Genomic DNA, 17,886 nt, shown 5'->3' with positions numbered 1-17,886 from the left:
TATGACACTCGCAGCCTCATCTTCTGCTGTTACCGTGCCGTCGCTACGGGTTTTGCCGTTGCGTCCCGGTGCGTTGCTGTTGGAGTTGGTTGGGCTGGACGAAACGCTGTCGCTTTATGATGCCTTTCAGCAATCACCTGTGCCAGGTGTTCTGGAAATCGTGCCCGCTGCGCGGACCCTGATGATCGCATTCGATCCACTCAGCCTCGACCAGGCCGAGTTGCTGCAAGCCGTTGCCGCGCGGTTGGGCAAAAAGCGCAGTATTGGAGTGGCCGAAACAGTCGATATCCCCGTCCATTATGATGGCGAAGATATCGCTGATGTTGCCGAGCTGCTGGGATGCTCCGCGTCTGAACTCATCAGGCGCCACACTGAAGCGGAATATACCGTTGCCTTTACCGGCTTTGCGCCGGGTTTTGCCTATCTTTCCGCGCCCGGTGCAGAGCTTGCCGTTCCCCGTCGCAAGTCACCCCGCACAGTCGTGCCCGCCGGTTCCGTCGGCCTTGCCGGTGAATTCAGCGGTGTTTACCCCAAGGCTAGCCCCGGTGGCTGGCAGTTGATTGGTAGAACACCACTGGCGATGTTCGATCTTGCCCGTGACCCCGCAACGCTTTTGCGTCCTGGCCTGCGTGTTCGTTTCCACGACATTGCTCGCTCCAGCATGCACGCGGTTGAAACGCCAGCTGTTGTTGCGGAGCCTGTCGCACGTGTTTCGTCCGATATTCGAAACGGCATCGAAATCTTGAGCTCCGGTCTGCCGGTTCTGGTGCAAGATTTGGGGCGGGCCCATATGGCAGCGCAGGGGGTCAGCCTGTCCGGAGCGCTTGATCATGGAAATTTCAAGCTCGCAAACCGCATTGTTGGCAATCGTCCCGGCACACCGGCACTGGAAATCGCACCGGCCGGCTTCTCCTTCAAGGCGGTTGGACGCGGTGTCATGGCCTTTACGGGCGCACCGGCTGCTACGTCTGTGACCAGTGCAAACGGCGCTGTTGCCTACGTAGATTTCAATACGCCCGTTGCGCTGGATGATGGCGATGTGGTTGCTCTTCAGTCTCCGCTAAGTGGTACGCGCTCTTATCTTGCGATGCGTGGCGGCTTTGTCGTCGAGCCTGTGCTGGGCAGTGTGGCAACCGATACGCTGGCGCAGATTGGCCCTTTGGCACTTGATGCCGGTACACAGGTGGCTGTTAATTCTCAAAACGTAAAAACCCCAGTGCTGCCGGGTGAGCAATCCGCTTTTGCCATGCCGAAAGCCGACGAGATCGTGACGCTGGATATTTATCTGGGGCCACGCACCGACTGGTTTACCAATGAGGCGGTGGAAAGTTTCCTTTCGCAGAGCTGGCAGGTGACACCACAATCCAGCCGCGTCGGTATTCGTCTGTCGGGCGAACCGCTTGAGCGCCTAAACCGCAATGAATTGCCGAGCGAAGCAACACTTCGCGGTGCATTGCAGGTGCCTGCCAGCGGGCAGCCGGTGCTTTTCCTGTCCGATCATCCGCTGACGGGCGGTTATCCCGTCATAGCTAATGTTGCAGCTCATCACCTTGATCTGGCAGGTCAGATACCTGTTGGCGCTCATATCCGTTTTAATGCCCTGAATGCTTTTACGCATATCGATTTCGTTGCGAGTGATCCCCGATGAAAAAAGTCCTGATTGCCAATCGCGGTGAAATTGCTGTTCGCGTCATTCGTGCCTGCAGGGATTACGGTCTTAGCTCGGTGGCTGTTTATGCCGATGCGGATGCTGACGCATGTTTTGTCAAAAAAGCCGATGAAGCCTATGCGCTGAAAGGTGTGACGGCCGCCGAGACCTATCTCGATATCACCAAGCTGATTAATGTCGCAAAGCGTAGCGGTGCCGATGCCGTACACCCAGGGTATGGTTTTCTCTCGGAGCGTTCCGAATTTGCCCGCGCAGTTATCGATGCAGGCCTGATCTGGATTGGCCCCGATCCTGAGGTCATCGAAGTGCTTGGCGACAAGCTTTCGGCGCGCCGTATCGCACAAAGTGTGGGGGCGCCGCTGGTTGCTGGCAGTGATGGTGCAATTGAAACGGCGTCTGAGGCGCTTGCTTTTGCCAAACAACATGGTGTTCCAATTGCCATAAAGGCCGCCCATGGCGGCGGCGGACGCGGTCTGAAAATCGCTCGCCATCTGGACGAAGTCGAAGAACTGTTTGAGTCAGCCACGCGTGAAGCGGTGGCGGCATTTGGCCGTGGTGAGTGTTTCATCGAACGCTTTCTGGACAAGCCGCGCCATATCGAGGCACAAATTCTTGCCGATCGCAGCGGCAATGTGGTCGTCGTCGGCACACGCGATTGTTCTCTGCAGCGCCGCAACCAGAAGCTGGTCGAGGAAGCGCCTGCACCGTTCCTTTCCGACGCGCAGCGTCAGGCCATCCATAAAGCTGCCCGAGATATCTGTGCAGAGGCGGGTTACACCGGTGCCGGAACTGTGGAGTTCCTGCTGAGCGTCGACGGTGTCATTTCTTTCCTTGAGGTCAATACCCGTCTTCAGGTGGAACATCCGGTTACCGAAGAAACAACCGGAATTGATCTTGTCATCGAGCAGTTCCGCATTGCTGAAGGCAAAACGCTGTCGTTTACACAGACACCAGAACCGCGTGGTCACGCCATCGAGTTTCGTATCAACGTGGAAGACCCTGGTCGTGGCTTCTTACCATCCGCCGGTCGTATCACCCGTTTTGAAGCGCCTGCCGGTCCGGGTGTCCGTCTGGACAGCGGCGTGAACAATGGATGCGATGTGCCGCCAATGTTCGATTCCCTTGTGGCAAAACTCATCGTCTGGGGCAGAGATCGTGAGCAGGCAATTCTGCGTGCGCGTCGCGCACTTGGTGAGTTCGTCATCGAAGGTGTGCCATCGACCCTGCCGTTCCACCGTGCAGTCATGCAGGAAAATGACTTTGCGGGCGCCGACTTTAAGGTTCATACTCGCTGGATCGAGACTGATTTCGCAGCTGTGCTTGAACAGGCTGCACGCCCGGCACAGCAGGGTAACGCTGCCCTGCTGCGCGGTGTTGCCGAGATTGACGGCAAGCGTGTCGAGATTGGCCTGCCGGAGAGTTTCTTGCGACTTTTCGGGCAGGCTCACATGACACCGGCAGACGCCACAGCGGACGTCGCGGCAGATGAAAACGCATTGCGTGCGCCACTCGCTGGAATGCTTGCCCACTGGCGCATTGAAAACGGTGCTGAAGTCGAAAAAGGCCAGGTTGTTGCGATGATGGATGCCATGAAAATGGAAACGGCCATCTCTGCACATCGTTCTGGCGTCATCACGCTGCTCGCCGAAGCCGGTACATTCCAGCAGGCGGCAACTGTCATTGCGCGCATCGACCCGATTGAAACGGGCACATCTTCCCATAACGCCGGACAGGCCAAGCCGGAGGCAAAGGCATGACCAATTCCCCGAACACTCAGCGACCGCTGCTTGCAGTCAACAACTTAAGTGTCAGCTTTGGCGGACGCCGGGTCGTTGATGACCTTTCATTCAAGGTGGAAGCGGGCCGCACGGTTGCTGTTGTGGGTGAGTCCGGCTCCGGTAAATCCGTAACCTCTTTGTCGACCATGCGATTGGCCGACATGATGGGTGCGAAGTTCGACACCGGTAGCATTCTGTTTGACGACAGAGATCTGCTGAAACTGACCCAGAAGGAAATGCGCTCCATCCGTGGCAAGGAAATTGCCATGATCTTCCAGGAGCCGATGACCTCCCTGAACCCGGTTTTCACCATCGGTGACCAGGTATGTGAAGTGCTGATCCTGCACGAAAAGATCGGCAAGGCTGAAGCACGAAAAAAAGCCCAGGAACTGCTGGAAATGGTGCGCCTGCCGGATGCCGGAGAGCTTCTGGACCGTTATCCGCACCAGCTGTCCGGTGGCATGCGCCAGCGTGTGATGATTGCCATTGCATTGGCCTGTCGTCCCCGGCTGTTGATCGCCGATGAACCAACGACGGCGCTAGACGTAACCATTCAGGCGCAAATCCTCAACATCATGCGTGACCTGCAGCAGAAGCTCGGCATGGGCATGATCTTCATTACCCACGACATGGGAGTTGTCGCCGAAATGGCAGACGATGTTGTTGTCATGTGGAAGGGCAAGAAGGTTGAAGAAGGCCCGGTTGCCGAGATTTTCGCTAACCCGAAACACCCTTATACACGCTCCCTGCTGTCGGCTGTGCCACGTCTCGGCAGCATGGCAGGCGAAGAGTTCCCGATCCGCAAGCCATTGACGGTGCTTGAGGACGGTGAGCCAAAGACAGTTGGCGAGGAACGTGTTCAGAACACGGTTCGCCAAGAGGGTGAACCTCTGCTGTCGGTGCGGGATCTGTTTGTGCGCTTCGATATCAAAAAGAACTGGTACGGCAAGGTGACGCATCGCTGCAGTGCCGTTTCCAAAGTATCGTTTGATATCCGTCCGGGTGAAACACTGGCGCTTGTCGGTGAATCCGGCTCCGGCAAATCGACAATCGGCCGCACGATCCAGCAGCTGCAGGCGTCACGTGCTGGCGAAATCTCCTTTGCCGGAAAACGCTACAGCGATATGTCGGCAGCCGAGCGTTTCTCCATGCGTCAAAAGGTGCAGTACATCTTTCAGGACCCGTTCGCGTCACTCGATCCGCGCAAGACCGTGGGCTTTTCGATTGCCGAGCCGATCAATACCCATGGTCTGATCCTGGGGACCAAAGAGGTGCGTCGCCGGGTCGATGAGTTGCTGGAGCGCGTCGGTCTCGATAGCTCATTCGCCAGCCGCTATCCGCACGAGTTTTCCGGCGGTCAGCGTCAGCGTGTCTGCATTGCCCGTGCACTGGCATCCGATCCGCAACTGATTATTGCCGATGAGGCGCTTTCGGCTCTCGATGTGTCCATTCAGGCGCAGATCATCAATCTGTTCATGGACCTTCAGGCAGAGCGCGGGTTGGCCTATCTGTTCATCAGCCATGACATGGCAGTGGTGGAGAAAATGAGCCACCGCGTTGCCGTGCTTTATCTTGGTCAGATCATGGAAATGGGCAGCCGCCAGCAAGTGTTTGAAACGCCTGCGCATGACTATACCCGCCGTCTCCTGTCAGCTGTGCCGGTTGCCGATCCGACCCGTGCCCGCAATACGGCGCTGCTGGAAGGCGAAATCCCAAGTCCTATTCGTGCTGTGGGCAACGAACCAAAAATTCTCGAACGTGAGGAAATAAATCCGGGTCACTTCGTAGCAAAAAGTGCCTGAAAATAGCGATTAATCGCGTATCACTAAAAGGAAGAGGTACATGAAAATAATCAAATGGGGAATAAGTGCTACTTTCATGGCGCTGGCTCTTGCTTCGGCACAGCCAGCCGCTGCCGCCGGGAAACTGACGGTTTCCTTGCAACAGGATCCGGGAAGCTGGGACCCGATCGACACGTTTCTGGTGGCATGGGCTTCCGTTTCTACCAACATTTTCGATGGTCTGACTTACCGTGGTCCTGACCTTAAAGTTGTTCCGGGACTTGCTGAATCCTGGGAAGAGCTGAATGACGGCAAACTGCTGCGCTTCAAGCTGCGCCAGAATGTCAAATTCCATAACGGTGAAGACTTCAATGCTGCTGCCGTCAAGTTCACCTTTGACCGTCTTCTGGGAGATGAAGGCGCCAAGGGTCCACAACGTTCCAACTACACCGTTATCGAAAGCGTTGATGTTATAGACGACTACACGGTTGAGATGAAACTCAAGTCGCCGGACCCGGTTCTGCTGACCAAGCTGGCCGGTTATGGCGCGATGATCGTTCCGCCAAAATACATTCAGGAAAAGGGTGAGGACAACTTCAACGTCAACCCGGTCGGTACCGGCGCGTTCAAGTTCTCGTCCTATGCTCCGAAGGTTGACATCAAGCTGGAAGCCAACCCGGACTACTGGGGTGGTGCACCGAAGATCTCCGAGCTTGAGTACCGCTTTATCGCCGAGCCGGCCACAGCCGTTGCCGAACTTCAGGCCGGTCGTGTCGACATCGTTATTCCGCCAACCATTCCGATTGGCATGATCCCTGTCATCACCGGCGATTCCAAGCTGGAGATTGTCAGCGTTCCCGGCCCAACCGTAGATGCGCTGCGTTTCAACACCCGTGATGGCATCACTGCCGATCCGCGTGTTCGCAAGGCCATCATCATGGCTGTCGATCGTTCCACCATCGTCCAGTCCATTCTGGCTGGTCAGGCATCGGAGATCGCAAGCTTCCAGAGCGCGCTGTCCTTTGGTTATGATCCCGAACTGAAGCCGCTGCCTTACGATCCTGCCGGTGCAAAGAAGCTTCTTGCTGACGCTGGCGTCAAGGCTGGAACGCCTTTGCAGATCGACGTTCGCGGTGCAGATTCCACCATGAATGAAGTGGTACAGGTTATTGCCAGCTACCTTCAGCAGGTCGGCCTGAATGCAACCATCAAGCCTTATGAGACCAACGTGCTGGTCAACGATATCATCCCGCAGGGCAAAACCGGCGCGATGTTCCAGCAGAAGTGGGGCGGTTGGACATTCGACTTCGATAACACGGCCTATGCCATGTACCACTCGGGTGAAAAGTGGAACCCGTATGAAAAGGACGAGACGCTGGACAAGCTGCTGGAATCGCAGCGTCCGCTGACCGACCGTGCAGAGCGTGAAAAGATCCTTCGCGAAGTTGGCCAGTATGTTGCCGACAAGGCACTCGAACTGCCGCTCTACAACTCCAACGCCATCTTCGGCATCAACAAGCGCGTGAAGGGCTTTGTCGCTCCTCCTGACAACCGCTTGAAGCTGAACGAGGTAACCGTCGAGTAATCCGACGAAACGGCGCCGTCTGCCTGACGGGCGGCGCCTCTGACTTGCGAAGGGAAAAAACGTGGCCGGTTTCCTCATCAAACGATTGTTGCAGGCGCTTTTTGTCGTCATTGCCATTACGCTTCTTGTGTCTTTTGCCGTGCGCCTGACTGGCGACCCGGCCCTGATGATGTTTCAGGGCGGCGGCGGAAGCATGACGGAAGATGATCTGGCGCGTATACGTGAAGCACTGGGCACTGACCGGCCGTTCTTCGTGCAATATGTGAGCTTCCTCAAAGGGCTCGTCACGTTCGACCTCGGACGCAGCTTTACCGGCGGCACCTCCGTTTCCCGTCTTGTTGGCGATGCGCTTCCGGCTACGTTGCTGCTGGCCTTTATCTCGATGTTCGTGTCGATCGCCCTTTCCATTCCGCTCGGCATCAAGGCTGCAACATCGCGTGGCAAGGCTGCCGACCAGGCCATCCGCATCTTCTCGCTGATTGGTCTTTCCTTCCCGAATTTCTGGCTGGCGACCATGCTGGTGCTGCTGTTTGCCATAACGCTTGGCTGGTTGCCGCCAAGCGGCATGGTTGGCATGTCCAGCTACGTCATGCCCGCATTGACCATGGGCGTCATCCTGACCGCGACCAATGTTCGTCTTGTGCGCACAGCCATGCTGGACACTCTGCAGTCGCAATATGTGATGGTTGCTCGCGCCAAGGGCTTGAGCGAAAGCAAGGTGCTCTACAAACATGCGCTGCGCAATTGCGCCATTCCACTCATTACCTATTTCGGCCTGCAGTTCGGCGGCCTTCTCGGTGGTATCGTGGTCATTGAACGTGTCTTCAACTGGCCGGGCCTGGGTACGCTTGCTTTTGATGCGGTCGCCGCGCGCGACTATCCTGTGCTGCAGGGTGTCATCACCGTTCTTTCCCTGCTGATTGTCGGCATTAACCTGCTGGTCGATATTGCCTATGGGCTGGTCGATCCGCGCATTCGCACGGAGTAATCGCTGATGGCTGCCAATTCCTCACGCGCTTCCCGCTTTGCAAGTCTTGAATTTGTGCTTGGCGCTTGCCTGACCGTTGTTATCTGCCTTGCAGTGCTATTTTCCGATTTCCTGTTCCCAGGCGGGGCAGAAAAGATCGACCTTATGGCCCGTCTGGCAAGACCCTTTGCAAGTGCTGCACACCCGTTTGGCACTGATCCACTTGGACGTGATGTGCTGGCGCGTGTTGTTGCCGGCGGCAAGATTTCGCTGCTTGTCGGCTTTTCGTCTGTTCTCGGTGCCGTCGTGTTTGGCGTCGTGGTCGGACTGGTTGCCGGTTATTACCGTGGCTTCTGGGACATGCTGGTCATGCGCTTTGCCGACCTGCAGCTTGCCATGCCGTTCATCCTGTTGGCGATCACCTTCATTGCCATCGTTGGTGGCAGCCTGACCAACACCATCATTCTGCTGATCGTATCGCAATGGGTGCAGTACGCCCGTCTGGTGCGTGGCTCGGTGCTGACATTGCGTGAGCGCGAATTCATTCTGTCGGCGCGAGCGATTGGTGTCAAAGACTGGCGCATCATCTTCCAGCACCTTCTGCCGAACCTGATTGGTCCGGTAATCGTGTTGATGACCCTGAACGTTGCCAACAATATTCTGCTGGAAAGCAGCCTGACATTCCTGGGCCTTGGCGTTGATCCGACAATCCCGAGTTGGGGCGGCATGCTGGCAGACGGCCGTACCTATCTGCAAACGGCCTGGTGGGTCAGCGTCTTCCCCGGTCTGGCCATTCTGTTGACCGTTCTTGGCCTAAACCTTCTGGGTGACTGGCTGCGTGACAGTCTCGACCCGACCGGCCGCACTTCGAGGTAAATTGCCATGACAATTCTATTCGACCGCCGTTCGACGCGCACGCTTGATACTTTGCTTGCAGAAGCGTTGCCTGGCAGCACATTGCAGGCCTGGACTTTCGACGACCGGGCAAGCCGCCGTACCGCCGAGCGCGCTTTTGCTGAAAAAGGCGTTACGGCGCGGCTGCGCAGCGCCTACAAGCCGCTGCTTTATGCTTTTTTGGAAGAAATTAATCTCGACGGCGTTGAAAGCATTGAAGTGTTTTATCCAGTGCATCCCAATGCACCGGAAAACAGGTTTCGTCTCGAGGCCTATCCCCTTGCAGAAATGGTCGGAGCGCGCGCGATAAGCTTCACCGCTCGCAAGGACGCGAACCTGCATTATGACGTTGTCCTACATCGAATGGGTCGGACAGAGACCATCAAGGTCCTTGCTCCCAACCGTGTGCATGTTGATGCGGCGGACGAAACCAATCTGTCTCCGACCGGCTGGGTACAGCGTGACGACGAGCCAGGTGTGCGATTGGAAACCGATTATGAATCGCTGTTTGCCTCAGCAATCGATGCTGTTGCCACTTACGACTGGGGCATGGATGAGCCTTACTTCGAAGAGCTCAATATTCGTGTTGCATTTCCTGCCGACGATGAGCGGATTGCGGTTGGCGACGAGGCGATAAGCCTGCGTGAAGCGCTCCACGAAGATTTCTACTTTTCGCTTCTGGAATTTTTCCAGAAAAAGTCCGGCCGTCCCATCGGCGATCGCGGCTTGAAACCGGGCCAGATTGTTCCTGAGATCGTCAGGGACGGAAATGCCGTCTCGGTTTGCGTTTCTGTGCGCCCGCTGACGACCGGCTACCTTGATGGTGAGGTCCAGGATCTCGATACAGCGACACGCCCGCTAGCCACGCAGCAGATCGTTGCCGCACTTTCCGAGGTGGGTGGCGAGGCCTTCGAGGCGCGCTCCAGAGCAGGACGTGTGCTGCATGCCCGTTACATCAATGGTACCGACGCTGCAGTGATGATCAGCGGTGGTCAACATCCCAATGAGACCACTGGCATTTGCGGCGCGGTCAGGGCCGCAAAACAGCTCGTGCAACGGCCGGGCGCACATTTTACGATTTCTCCGCTGGAGAACCCGGACGGTTACGCACTACACCAGCGCCTTTGTGTCGATAACCCGCGCCATATGCATCATGCTGCGCGCTACACGGCACTTGGTGACGATCTCGAGTATCGCACCGAAGAAACCGCAGCTGGTCATATCAACGAGAAGCAGATCCGCTTTGATGCGCAGCAATTGAGCGGCGCATTGTTGCACGTCAATCTGCACGGTTACCCCTCCCATGAATGGACGCGGCCGCTTTCGGGTTACGTGCCGCGCAATTTTGCGATGTGGACGTTGCCGAAGGGCTTTTTCCTGGTGGCGCGTTACCACGCCGGTTGGGAACCGCAGGCCGAACGTCTACTGGACCGTGTCACACGGCACCTCAGTGCGATACCGGGCCTGCTGGCCTATAATGAGCGGCAGGTTGCGCTCTATGAAATTCATGCAGGAGAAACCGGTTTCCGTGTCATCAATGGTTTCCCGTGCCTGGCATCGGTTGATGATCGCCACACAGTGCCAATGACGCTGATTACCGAATATCCTGATGAAACCATCTATGGTGATGACTTCGTTGCCGGTCATACCGCGCAGATGGAAACGGTACTTTCGGCCTATGAGGCCTGGCAGGATATCGTCGCAACATCCTGAACAGCCACGACCGCTTTATAAAATAAGGGCGACCTCATACGACAAGATGAGGTCGCTCTTTGTTTTTATCAGAGCGCGTGCTGCCGGTTTAAGCCGGATGTTGCTGTACGCTTAGTCCGCCGTCGACGGTCAGGCATGTGGCATTCATGAACGGGCACTCGTCCGAAATCATGAACACCGCCGCCATGGCGATTTCTTCTGGCGTGGCGATGCGGCCCGTTGGGTGCAGTTTCATGGTTTCGGCCTTGGCGGCTTCGGGGTCCGGGAAACTGTTCCAGTAGTCGATGACTTTCTGGGTCGAGACATAACCAGGTGCCAGCGCGTTGACCCGCACATTTTGTCCCGCATATTCAAGACCGAGCGACTTCGTCAGTCCCAGCAGCGCGTGCTTGGCCAGTGGGTACGGGAATGTGTGCGGAATAATGGTGAATGCATGGGTCGAAGCAATATTGAGGACAACGCCGCCACCTGTTGCGATCATATCTGGCAAAACCGCGCGGCAGCAATTCCAGGCGCCCTTGAGATTGATATCAAAGCAACGCGTCCATTCTTCATCGGTGGTCGACAGTGGATCGGAAAACACGTTGACGCCGGCATTGTTCACCAATGCGTTGAGTGTTCCAATTTCGTCCTTTGCATAGGCTACGGCCTCAGCCATGCCAATGGCATTGGAGATGTCATCGGTGCGATAGGCGATCTTGTTGCCGGACTGTTTCAAACGCTGTGCCGTTTCAGCCAGCAGATCGCCATCGAGGTCAACCAGCAGCAGATCGGCACCCTCGCGCGCGAATGCTTCCGCGATAGCAAGGCCGATACCTTGCGCGGCACCCGTGATCATGATGCGTTTGCCGTTTAATCTGCTAGTCATTTGATGATTTCCTGAATTGGATGCTGAAACCGGACTGAAGTTGCTGGCCGTTTTCAAGGAGGACCAGACCTCCAAAATCAGCCAAATGATGACCATTGGGAAGATGTGTCATCGGCTCGAAACAAAAGAAGTCGCGGCGTTCGGTCGGTGTGTAAAACATGACGACGTCGTTGTTGGGCGTTGCCTCAAGGTCTGCGCTTATGCTGAGTTCCGGCCAGACGATTTGAGCGCGGCCATCCCATCCCGAAAACGCATTGTTGATAAAACGGGCGGGCAGGGTGGTACCATCAGAAAGATTGATATCTGCAGGAATAGCAGCGGTCGGTCCCGGTAGATGCTTTTGGCGTTCTGTCCAGAAGGTTTGAACTGCCGCCTTTACCGTAACAGCTCCGGTGCGGGCAAAAAACGGATGAAAACCAACGCCAAATGGCATAGGCTTGGCCGCTTCATTCTGCACCGACAGTTCCATTGTCAGGCGCCCTTCGAAGACAAAGATCTTTTGACGCGCCAAATAGTCATACGGCGTTATATCATTGGCGCAATGACGCAGCGACAGTTCAATCGTCTGTGAGTTGCTATCGGTGATTGTCCAGTCTTCCAGCCAGCCATCGCCGTGCACATAGAGTGGATCACTGCTGTTCGGCTGAAAGCGATAGACCTCATCTCCAACATTGAAGCTGTTGAATTCTACCCGATTGCCAAATGGCACCAGAGGAAAACATGCAGCCTGGCTGTCTGGTCCGCCAGCCGCCACAAAGACAGGTGTTCCTTCAAAAAAGGCGGCGCTTACGCTACCGCCCTTTGTTGAAACCCACACGTCCAGCTGTCCGTCGTGCAGATGATGTCCTGTCTGTTCTGTCACTGGCGGCGACCGGCTGCAGAGGAGCGCAGATTGTCGAGCAACACGGCCAACAACAAGATCAGGCCACGCACCACATATTGGTAGAAAGCCTGAATGTTCAGGAGGTTCATGACGTTTTCGGCAATCCCCATAATGAGGACACCAACGATAACGCCGCTAATGGCCGCACGACCACCTGCCAGGGACACGCCCCCAAGAACGCAAGCCGAGATAACCGACAGTTCAAGGCCGGTCGCGGCATTGGGCTGGCCAGAGGTAATTCTGGACGCAAGCAGCACACCGGCGACGGCGCAGACCAGCCCCTGCAACATGAAGATCCAGACACGCATGTTGACGACGTTGACGCCGGCAAGACGCGAGGCTTCCGGGTTGCCGCCAATTGCCAGTGTGTTCTTGCCGAATACGGTGCGGTTCAGCAGAAATCCGAAGGCAATAAACATAGCAGCCATGACCCAGATCGGTGTGGGAATGCCCAGGAATTTGGACAAGGCCAGCTGGTAAAAGCTCGGATCATTAATGCCCACGGCGCGACCATCCGACGCGATAAGCGCAAAACCACGGACAATCTGCATGGTCGCAAGTGTGGTGATCAGCGCATTGATGCGGAATTTCGCAATCACCAGACCATTGATGAGGCCAACGGCGCCACCGCACAGCAGCGCCGCGATCAGGCCGAGAATGATGGAGCCGCTGGCGTTGGACGCCATGACTGCCACCATGCCTGAAAAGGCAACGGTTGAGCCGACCGAGAGGTCAAAGTCACGTGAAGCCAGGCAGAACATCATGGTGCAGGCAACGATGCCGATCGTCACGACGGATTGCAGCAGGCCAAGCATGTTGCGCTCGGTCAGGAAGTTCGGAACGGTCAACGACACGATCACGAAGGCGATGGCAAAAAGAACGACGAGCCCCTGTTCGCCGAGAAGGAGTTTTTTCAGAGAGGTCATCGTGCTTGTACCTGTTGAGTTGGAAGTTCGCTGGCGTTGGACACATCAGGCAGTGCCGCCGCCAATATGCGGTGTTCGTTGAAGTCTGGCCGTTCCACATCGACTGCGACACGACCTTCACACATCACCAGGATGCGGTCGGAAATGCCCATGATCTCAGGCAATTCACTGGAAATGACGACAATCGCCATGCCCTGCGCAGCCAGTTCATAGAGGATTTCGTAAATTTCGGCCTTGGCGCCGACATCAATGCCACGCGTGGGTTCGTCGATAATCAGGACTTTGACGCCCTGTTCGGACAGCCAGCGTGCCAGGATGACCTTCTGCTGGTTGCCGCCCGACAGGTTGATGATGTCCTGCTGACGTGACGGCGTGCGCACACGCAGCTTTGCGATGAAGGTGTCAGCCAGTTCCGCTTCTTTTTTCGGCTTCAACACGCCAAATGGCGAGAAATGGCGCCGCGAGGAAATTGAAATGTTTTCCTCGATGTTGCGGCCCTGAATAATGCCGTCGAACTTGCGGTCTTCAGGGCAAAGAACAATGCCGGCCCGTATGGAGTGGGGAGGGCTGTCAGCCGCTACGGCTTGTCCGTCGACAGTGACTTTACCTCGCGAACGGGTGTCTGCACCATAAACCAGGCGCGACATTTCGCTGCGGCCGGCACCAATCAGACCGAAGAAACCAAGAATTTCTCCCTGACGGACGGAGAAACTGATCGGCTTGGGTAACTTATGGCCACTGAGGTCTTTCACATCAAGGCGAACTTCGCCTTTTGGACGGTCACGCCAGCCCCAGATGTTCTTGATTTCGCGGCCAACCATCTCTGAAATGATCTGCTCGCGTGTGACATCTGCAATATGAGGATGATGTGCGGCAAGTTTGCCGTCACGCAGCACTGTCATGCTGTCGCAGAGGCGGAAAATCTCATCCAGTCGATGGGACACGTAAAGGATGACGATGCCCTGAGATTTGAGTTTCTCAATCAGTGCAAACAGGATTTCGCTTTCACGGGATGAGAGCGATGAGGTGGGTTCATCGAGCGCTATGACGCGTGCATCCGCCATGATCGCCTTGGCAATTTCCACCATCTGGCGTGCGCCAATCGATAATGAAGCAACCTTGTCGGAGGGGTCGATATCGATGCCGATTTCGACGAGCTTCTGTTTGACGACGTTGATCATTTCGCGGCGGTTGATAACACCAGCCTTGCCCGGAAACCGGCCAAGCCAGAGGTTTTCCGCCACTGTCAACTCAGGAACGAGTTGCAGTTCCTGATGGATGACGATGACGCCGGCATCGAATGCATCACGCACCGATCGATAATTTTGAACGGCACCATCGATAAGGATTTGCCCCTCATCAGCCGTCTGATCGCCCGACAGAATACGGATGAGAGTCGATTTTCCCGCCCCGTTTTCACCCATAAGGCCGTGCACGCAACCTTTGCGTACGCCAAGAGAAATGTCAGCGAGCGCCTGCACGCCGGGATATCCTTTGGATATCGACCTGAATTCCAGAAAATCTTGCATAGTGCACTCCGACAGGAAATCCGGCCGCCTTACGCGGCCGGTCATTGCTTTTCGGATCAGTGGTTATTCAATGCCGAGGTCGGCACGAACTGCCTCGTAGTTATCGCGCAGCGCGACCTGACCAGCCGTCAGAATAAGCTTTTCCGGCTCCTTGTCGTTGGCAATCCACTCATACATGTTGAGAGCGGTTTCATAACCGTGGCGCTTCGGGGAAATGATGACGGTACCGAAGAAACCGGTCGCGTCAGCCTTCTTGAACTCGTTGATCGCGGATTCTGCGCCGCCGATTCCAACACCGATCATGTTGTCAGCCGTAATGCCAACGCTTTCCGTTGCGCGGACCGCACCGAGGACGGCTTCGTCATTCAGGCCGACGGCAACCCACTTCTTGATCTTGGCGTTCTTGTTGAGAACGACAGTTGCTGCGTTGAGAGCGGCTTCCGTATCAGTTTTTGCCTGCGGCGCATCAAAGATGTTGGCTTCAGGGAAGCCTGCAGCTTTCAGGGCGTCAAGCGCACCGTTTACGCGGTCAACTGCGGTTGGCAGCTGGTCGTAGGAGACGCGGATTGCGCCCACTTCGTTCATGTCCCAGCCACGCTTCTTGATTTCATCAACGATTGTCTGGCCAGCTGCTTCGCCAATCTTTGCGGCAGAAATGCCCATATGCGGCACATCTTCAATCGGGCTGCCATCTGCATTTACCAGGCGGTCATCAACAGTCATGATCTTGAGGTCGTTGGCTGCCGCCTTCGCAACGATGCCAGGGCCGAGCTTCACGTCGGGTGTGCAGATGATGAAGCCCTGCGCGCCCTGTGCGCCTAGGTTGTCGATGGCTGATTGTACTTTTTCACCATCTTCAGCGCCAATCTTGACAAGGGTAAAACCCTTTTCCTTTGCGGCGATGTCAGCGAATTTCCATTCGTCCTGGAACCACGGTTCTTCCGGCTGCTTGACGATGAAGCCGATCTTGACGTCGGCGGCGAATGCGGAGGTCGCGGCGAATACGGCGACAGTGCCAGCCAGAATGGCTGTTTTAACAAAGCCCATTGTCTCTCTCCCTAGGTGACTGCCTTTGCAGTGTATGTTGTTTAGTTTCTTTCATCATATTCGTCAATTACATTTGTATGATGAATAAAAAGTCAGTATATGACATATCGCGGTCGTGATATGCGACACGGCATCGCCATGTGAGTGAAACTGCGATAAGGATCGCGACATGTGGCGAAGCAAGCGGGAGGTTAAGAGTGGCGTTGCAAGAACGGCAGGAACAGGCTGTGCCAGCCAATGGTGCCGGGAGCGTCAAACGCCCTCGTGTCCAGAAAAATGTAACGCGAGCGATTGCGACTGATATCTTTGCCGATGTGTTTCCCGCAGGAAGCATGCTGCCCACAGAAAACGAGCTGTGCACGCAATATTCCGTCAGCCGGACAGTGATCCGGGAATCGTTGAAGATTCTCGAATCCAAAGGCCTGGTACGTGGACGTTCCCGTATCGGCACGCAGGTCTGCGTCAAGGAAGACTGGAACATCCTCGATCAGCAGGTTCTGGAGTGGATCGGTCCGCGCATTTTTGAACTGGATCTTTTGCAATGCGTGCTCGATGCCCGCCGGGCAATCGAACCATTTGCCGCCGAACTTGCCGCGCAACGCGCCAGCATGCAGGAGATTGCCGAGATAGAGCAGGCTTGGCAGCAGATGCGTGATTCTGAAGGTGATGTGGAGAAATTCACGCAGGCGGATGTTGCCTTCCATGCCGCTTTGCTCAAAGCCAGTCACAATCAGGTTTTCATGCAGCTTTCGAGCATTATTAGCGCCGCGCTGGAGTTTTCCCTGCACGCCTCCAACGAGGCAGTGGATACCCGGGTCGAGGCGCTGGATGTGCACTATCAGCTTGTTGAAGCCTTGCGTTTGCGTGATGCCAATGCGGCACGGACATGCGCCAACCACATGCTCGAAATTGCAGCGCGCGATCTTGCAATCGCTGTGCGCAAACATCCCGATCACTGTCCCGTCTGATCGCGGATTTCCCTTCCGGACTTTATTGCTAGATGAGTGAAGCTTCATGAAAATTACGAAACTGACGACCTACATTGTCCCTCCGCGCTGGATGTTCCTGAAGATAGAAACGGATGAGGGAATTGTCGGGTGGGGTGAGCCGGTTGTCGAAGGCCGTGCGCTGACCGTTGAAGCAGCTGTGCATGAACTGGCCGATTATCTCGTTGGCAAAGATCCAATGATGATCGAAGACCATTGGCAGGTCATGTACCGCGGTGGTTTCTATCGCGGTGGTGCCATCCACATGAGTGCGCTTGCCGGTATCGATCAGGCGCTTTGGGACATCAAGGGCAAGGCGCTGGGCCAGCCCATTCACGCTTTGCTGGGTGGACAGGTTCGTGATCGGATCAAGGTTTATTCCTGGATCGGGGGTGACCGGCCGAGCGATGTGGCCAACAATGCCCGTGATGTGGTTGCCCGTGGTTTCAAGGCAATCAAGCTCAATGGCTGCGAGGAAATGCAGATCGTTGATACCTGGGAAAAGGTTGAAAAGGCCGTTGAAACCATCGCGATAATTCGCGAGGCCGTTGGCCCGCATATCGGCATTGGCGTTGATTTCCATGGCCGTGTGCACCGGCCGATGGCCAAGGTCCTGGCCAAGGAATTGCAGCCCTATAACCTGCTGTTCATTGAAGAGCCCGTGCTGTCTGAAAACCGGGAAGCGCTGAAGGAAATCGCCAACCATTGCTCGACGCCGATTGCGCTTGGTGAACGTCTCTATTCACGTTGGGACTTCAAGTCTGTTCTATCTGACGGTTATGTCGATATTTTACAGCCGGATTTGTCCCATGCTGGCGGCATTACCGAGTGCCGAAAGATCGCGACGATGGCGGAGGCCTATGACGTGGCGCTTGCTCCGCATTGCCCGCTTGGTCCAATCGCTCTTGCTGCCTGCCTGCAGGTTGATGCCGTGAGCTACAATGCCTTCATTCAGGAGCAGAGCCTCGGCATTCACTACAACAAGTCCAACGATATCCTTGATTACATCTCCAACAAGGACGTGTTTCAGTATGCCGATGGTTTTGTTGGCATTCCGCAGGGACCTGGCCTCGGTGTTGAGGTTGATGAAGCCTATGTGATTGAGCGCGCCAAGGAAGGGCATCGCTGGCGCAACCCCGTCTGGCGCCATGAAGATGGCAGCGTCGCTGAGTGGTGATACAGCAATAGGTGCGGTGATAGAGTTCACCAAAAACAAACGCCGTGACATATCGCTGTCACGGCGTTTTGTCGTTGTCTATT

14 protein-coding genes are annotated in these 17,886 nt (G+C 55.9%); 9 read left to right on the top strand and 5 right to left on the bottom strand.

The annotated features are described in order from the left end of the window. The first annotated feature begins 1 nt into the window (after position 1). From pxpB to M2418_RS25170, 7 genes are all read left to right on the top strand, one after another. The gene (pxpB, locus tag M2418_RS25200) at positions 2–1,648 is read left to right on the top strand and encodes a 5-oxoprolinase subunit PxpB (RefSeq protein ID WP_259149777.1); all 1,647 of its coding nucleotides are present in this window, start codon (positions 2–4) and stop codon (positions 1,646–1,648) included. Continuing rightward, positions 1,645–3,426: a biotin carboxylase N-terminal domain-containing protein gene (locus tag M2418_RS25195; protein ID WP_259149776.1), complete on the top strand. Its 1,782-nt coding sequence runs from the start codon at positions 1,645–1,647 to the stop codon at positions 3,424–3,426. Before pxpB ends, M2418_RS25195 begins: the two co-directional genes overlap by 4 nt. Continuing rightward, the gene (locus M2418_RS25190; RefSeq protein WP_259149775.1) at positions 3,423–5,249 is read left to right on the top strand and encodes an ABC transporter ATP-binding protein; all 1,827 of its coding nucleotides are present in this window, start codon (positions 3,423–3,425) and stop codon (positions 5,247–5,249) included. The genes M2418_RS25195 and M2418_RS25190 overlap by 4 nt, the downstream gene beginning before the upstream one ends. Before the next feature lie 40 nt (positions 5,250–5,289). Further along, entirely contained in the window at positions 5,290–6,813 is a 1,524-nt protein-coding gene (locus M2418_RS25185) for an ABC transporter substrate-binding protein (protein ID WP_259149774.1), read from the top strand. Between the two features lie 61 nt (positions 6,814–6,874). Beyond that, positions 6,875–7,801 carry an ABC transporter permease gene (locus tag M2418_RS25180; protein ID WP_192489357.1) on the top strand — a complete coding sequence of 309 codons (927 nt, stop codon included), beginning with the start codon at positions 6,875–6,877 and terminating at the stop codon, positions 7,799–7,801. Positions 7,802–7,807: 6 nt separating this feature from the next. Continuing rightward, positions 7,808–8,656, top strand: a complete 849-nt coding sequence (locus M2418_RS25175) for an ABC transporter permease (RefSeq protein WP_250985705.1) — start codon at positions 7,808–7,810, stop codon at positions 8,654–8,656. Between the two features lie 6 nt (positions 8,657–8,662). Further along, positions 8,663–10,387: a M14 family metallopeptidase gene (locus M2418_RS25170; RefSeq protein WP_259149772.1), complete on the top strand. Its 1,725-nt coding sequence runs from the start codon at positions 8,663–8,665 to the stop codon at positions 10,385–10,387. Positions 10,388–10,475: 88 nt separating this feature from the next. Here the strand turns inward: M2418_RS25170 and M2418_RS25165 are convergent, their stop codons facing one another. The 5 genes from M2418_RS25165 to M2418_RS25145 all read right to left on the bottom strand — a co-directional run bounded on the left by M2418_RS25165 (position 10,476) and on the right by M2418_RS25145 (position 15,640). Continuing rightward, positions 10,476–11,255, bottom strand: coding sequence for an SDR family oxidoreductase (locus M2418_RS25165; RefSeq protein ID WP_259149771.1), 780 nt, complete (start codon positions 11,253–11,255; stop codon positions 10,476–10,478). Continuing rightward, on the bottom strand, positions 11,248–12,117 hold the full coding sequence (locus M2418_RS25160; protein ID WP_259149770.1) for an aldose 1-epimerase: 870 nt from the start codon (positions 12,115–12,117) through the stop codon (positions 11,248–11,250). Before M2418_RS25160 ends, M2418_RS25165 begins: the two co-directional genes overlap by 8 nt. Further along, a complete protein-coding gene (araH, locus tag M2418_RS25155) occupies positions 12,114–13,064 on the bottom strand; it encodes an L-arabinose ABC transporter permease AraH (RefSeq protein ID WP_259149769.1) in 951 nt (316 codons plus the stop codon). Before araH ends, M2418_RS25160 begins: the two co-directional genes overlap by 4 nt. After that, on the bottom strand, positions 13,061–14,593 hold the full coding sequence (araG, locus tag M2418_RS25150) for an L-arabinose ABC transporter ATP-binding protein AraG (protein WP_259149768.1): 1,533 nt from the start codon (positions 14,591–14,593) through the stop codon (positions 13,061–13,063). The genes araH and araG overlap by 4 nt, the downstream gene beginning before the upstream one ends. 63 nt (positions 14,594–14,656) lie before the next feature. Further along, complete coding sequence (locus M2418_RS25145) at positions 14,657–15,640, bottom strand: arabinose ABC transporter substrate-binding protein (RefSeq protein ID WP_250985711.1); 984 nt, start codon at positions 15,638–15,640, stop codon at positions 14,657–14,659. Positions 15,641–15,843: 203 nt separating this feature from the next. Between M2418_RS25145 and M2418_RS25140 the strand changes: the two genes are divergently transcribed. Together M2418_RS25140 and dgoD are read left to right on the top strand one after the other, a co-directional pair. Further along, a complete protein-coding gene (locus tag M2418_RS25140) occupies positions 15,844–16,608 on the top strand; it encodes a FadR/GntR family transcriptional regulator (RefSeq protein WP_259149817.1) in 765 nt (254 codons plus the stop codon). A 46-nt stretch (positions 16,609–16,654) separates the two neighbouring features. After that, on the top strand, positions 16,655–17,803 hold the full coding sequence (gene dgoD / locus M2418_RS25135) for a galactonate dehydratase (protein WP_259149767.1): 1,149 nt from the start codon (positions 16,655–16,657) through the stop codon (positions 17,801–17,803). Positions 17,804–17,886 lie beyond the last annotated feature (83 nt).

Origin of the sequence: Rhizobium sp. BIGb0125, from assembly GCF_024810055.1 — a bacterium.
Lineage (GTDB): Bacteria > Pseudomonadota > Alphaproteobacteria > Rhizobiales > Rhizobiaceae > Agrobacterium.
This window is presented reverse-complemented; position numbering and strand designations above follow the sequence as displayed.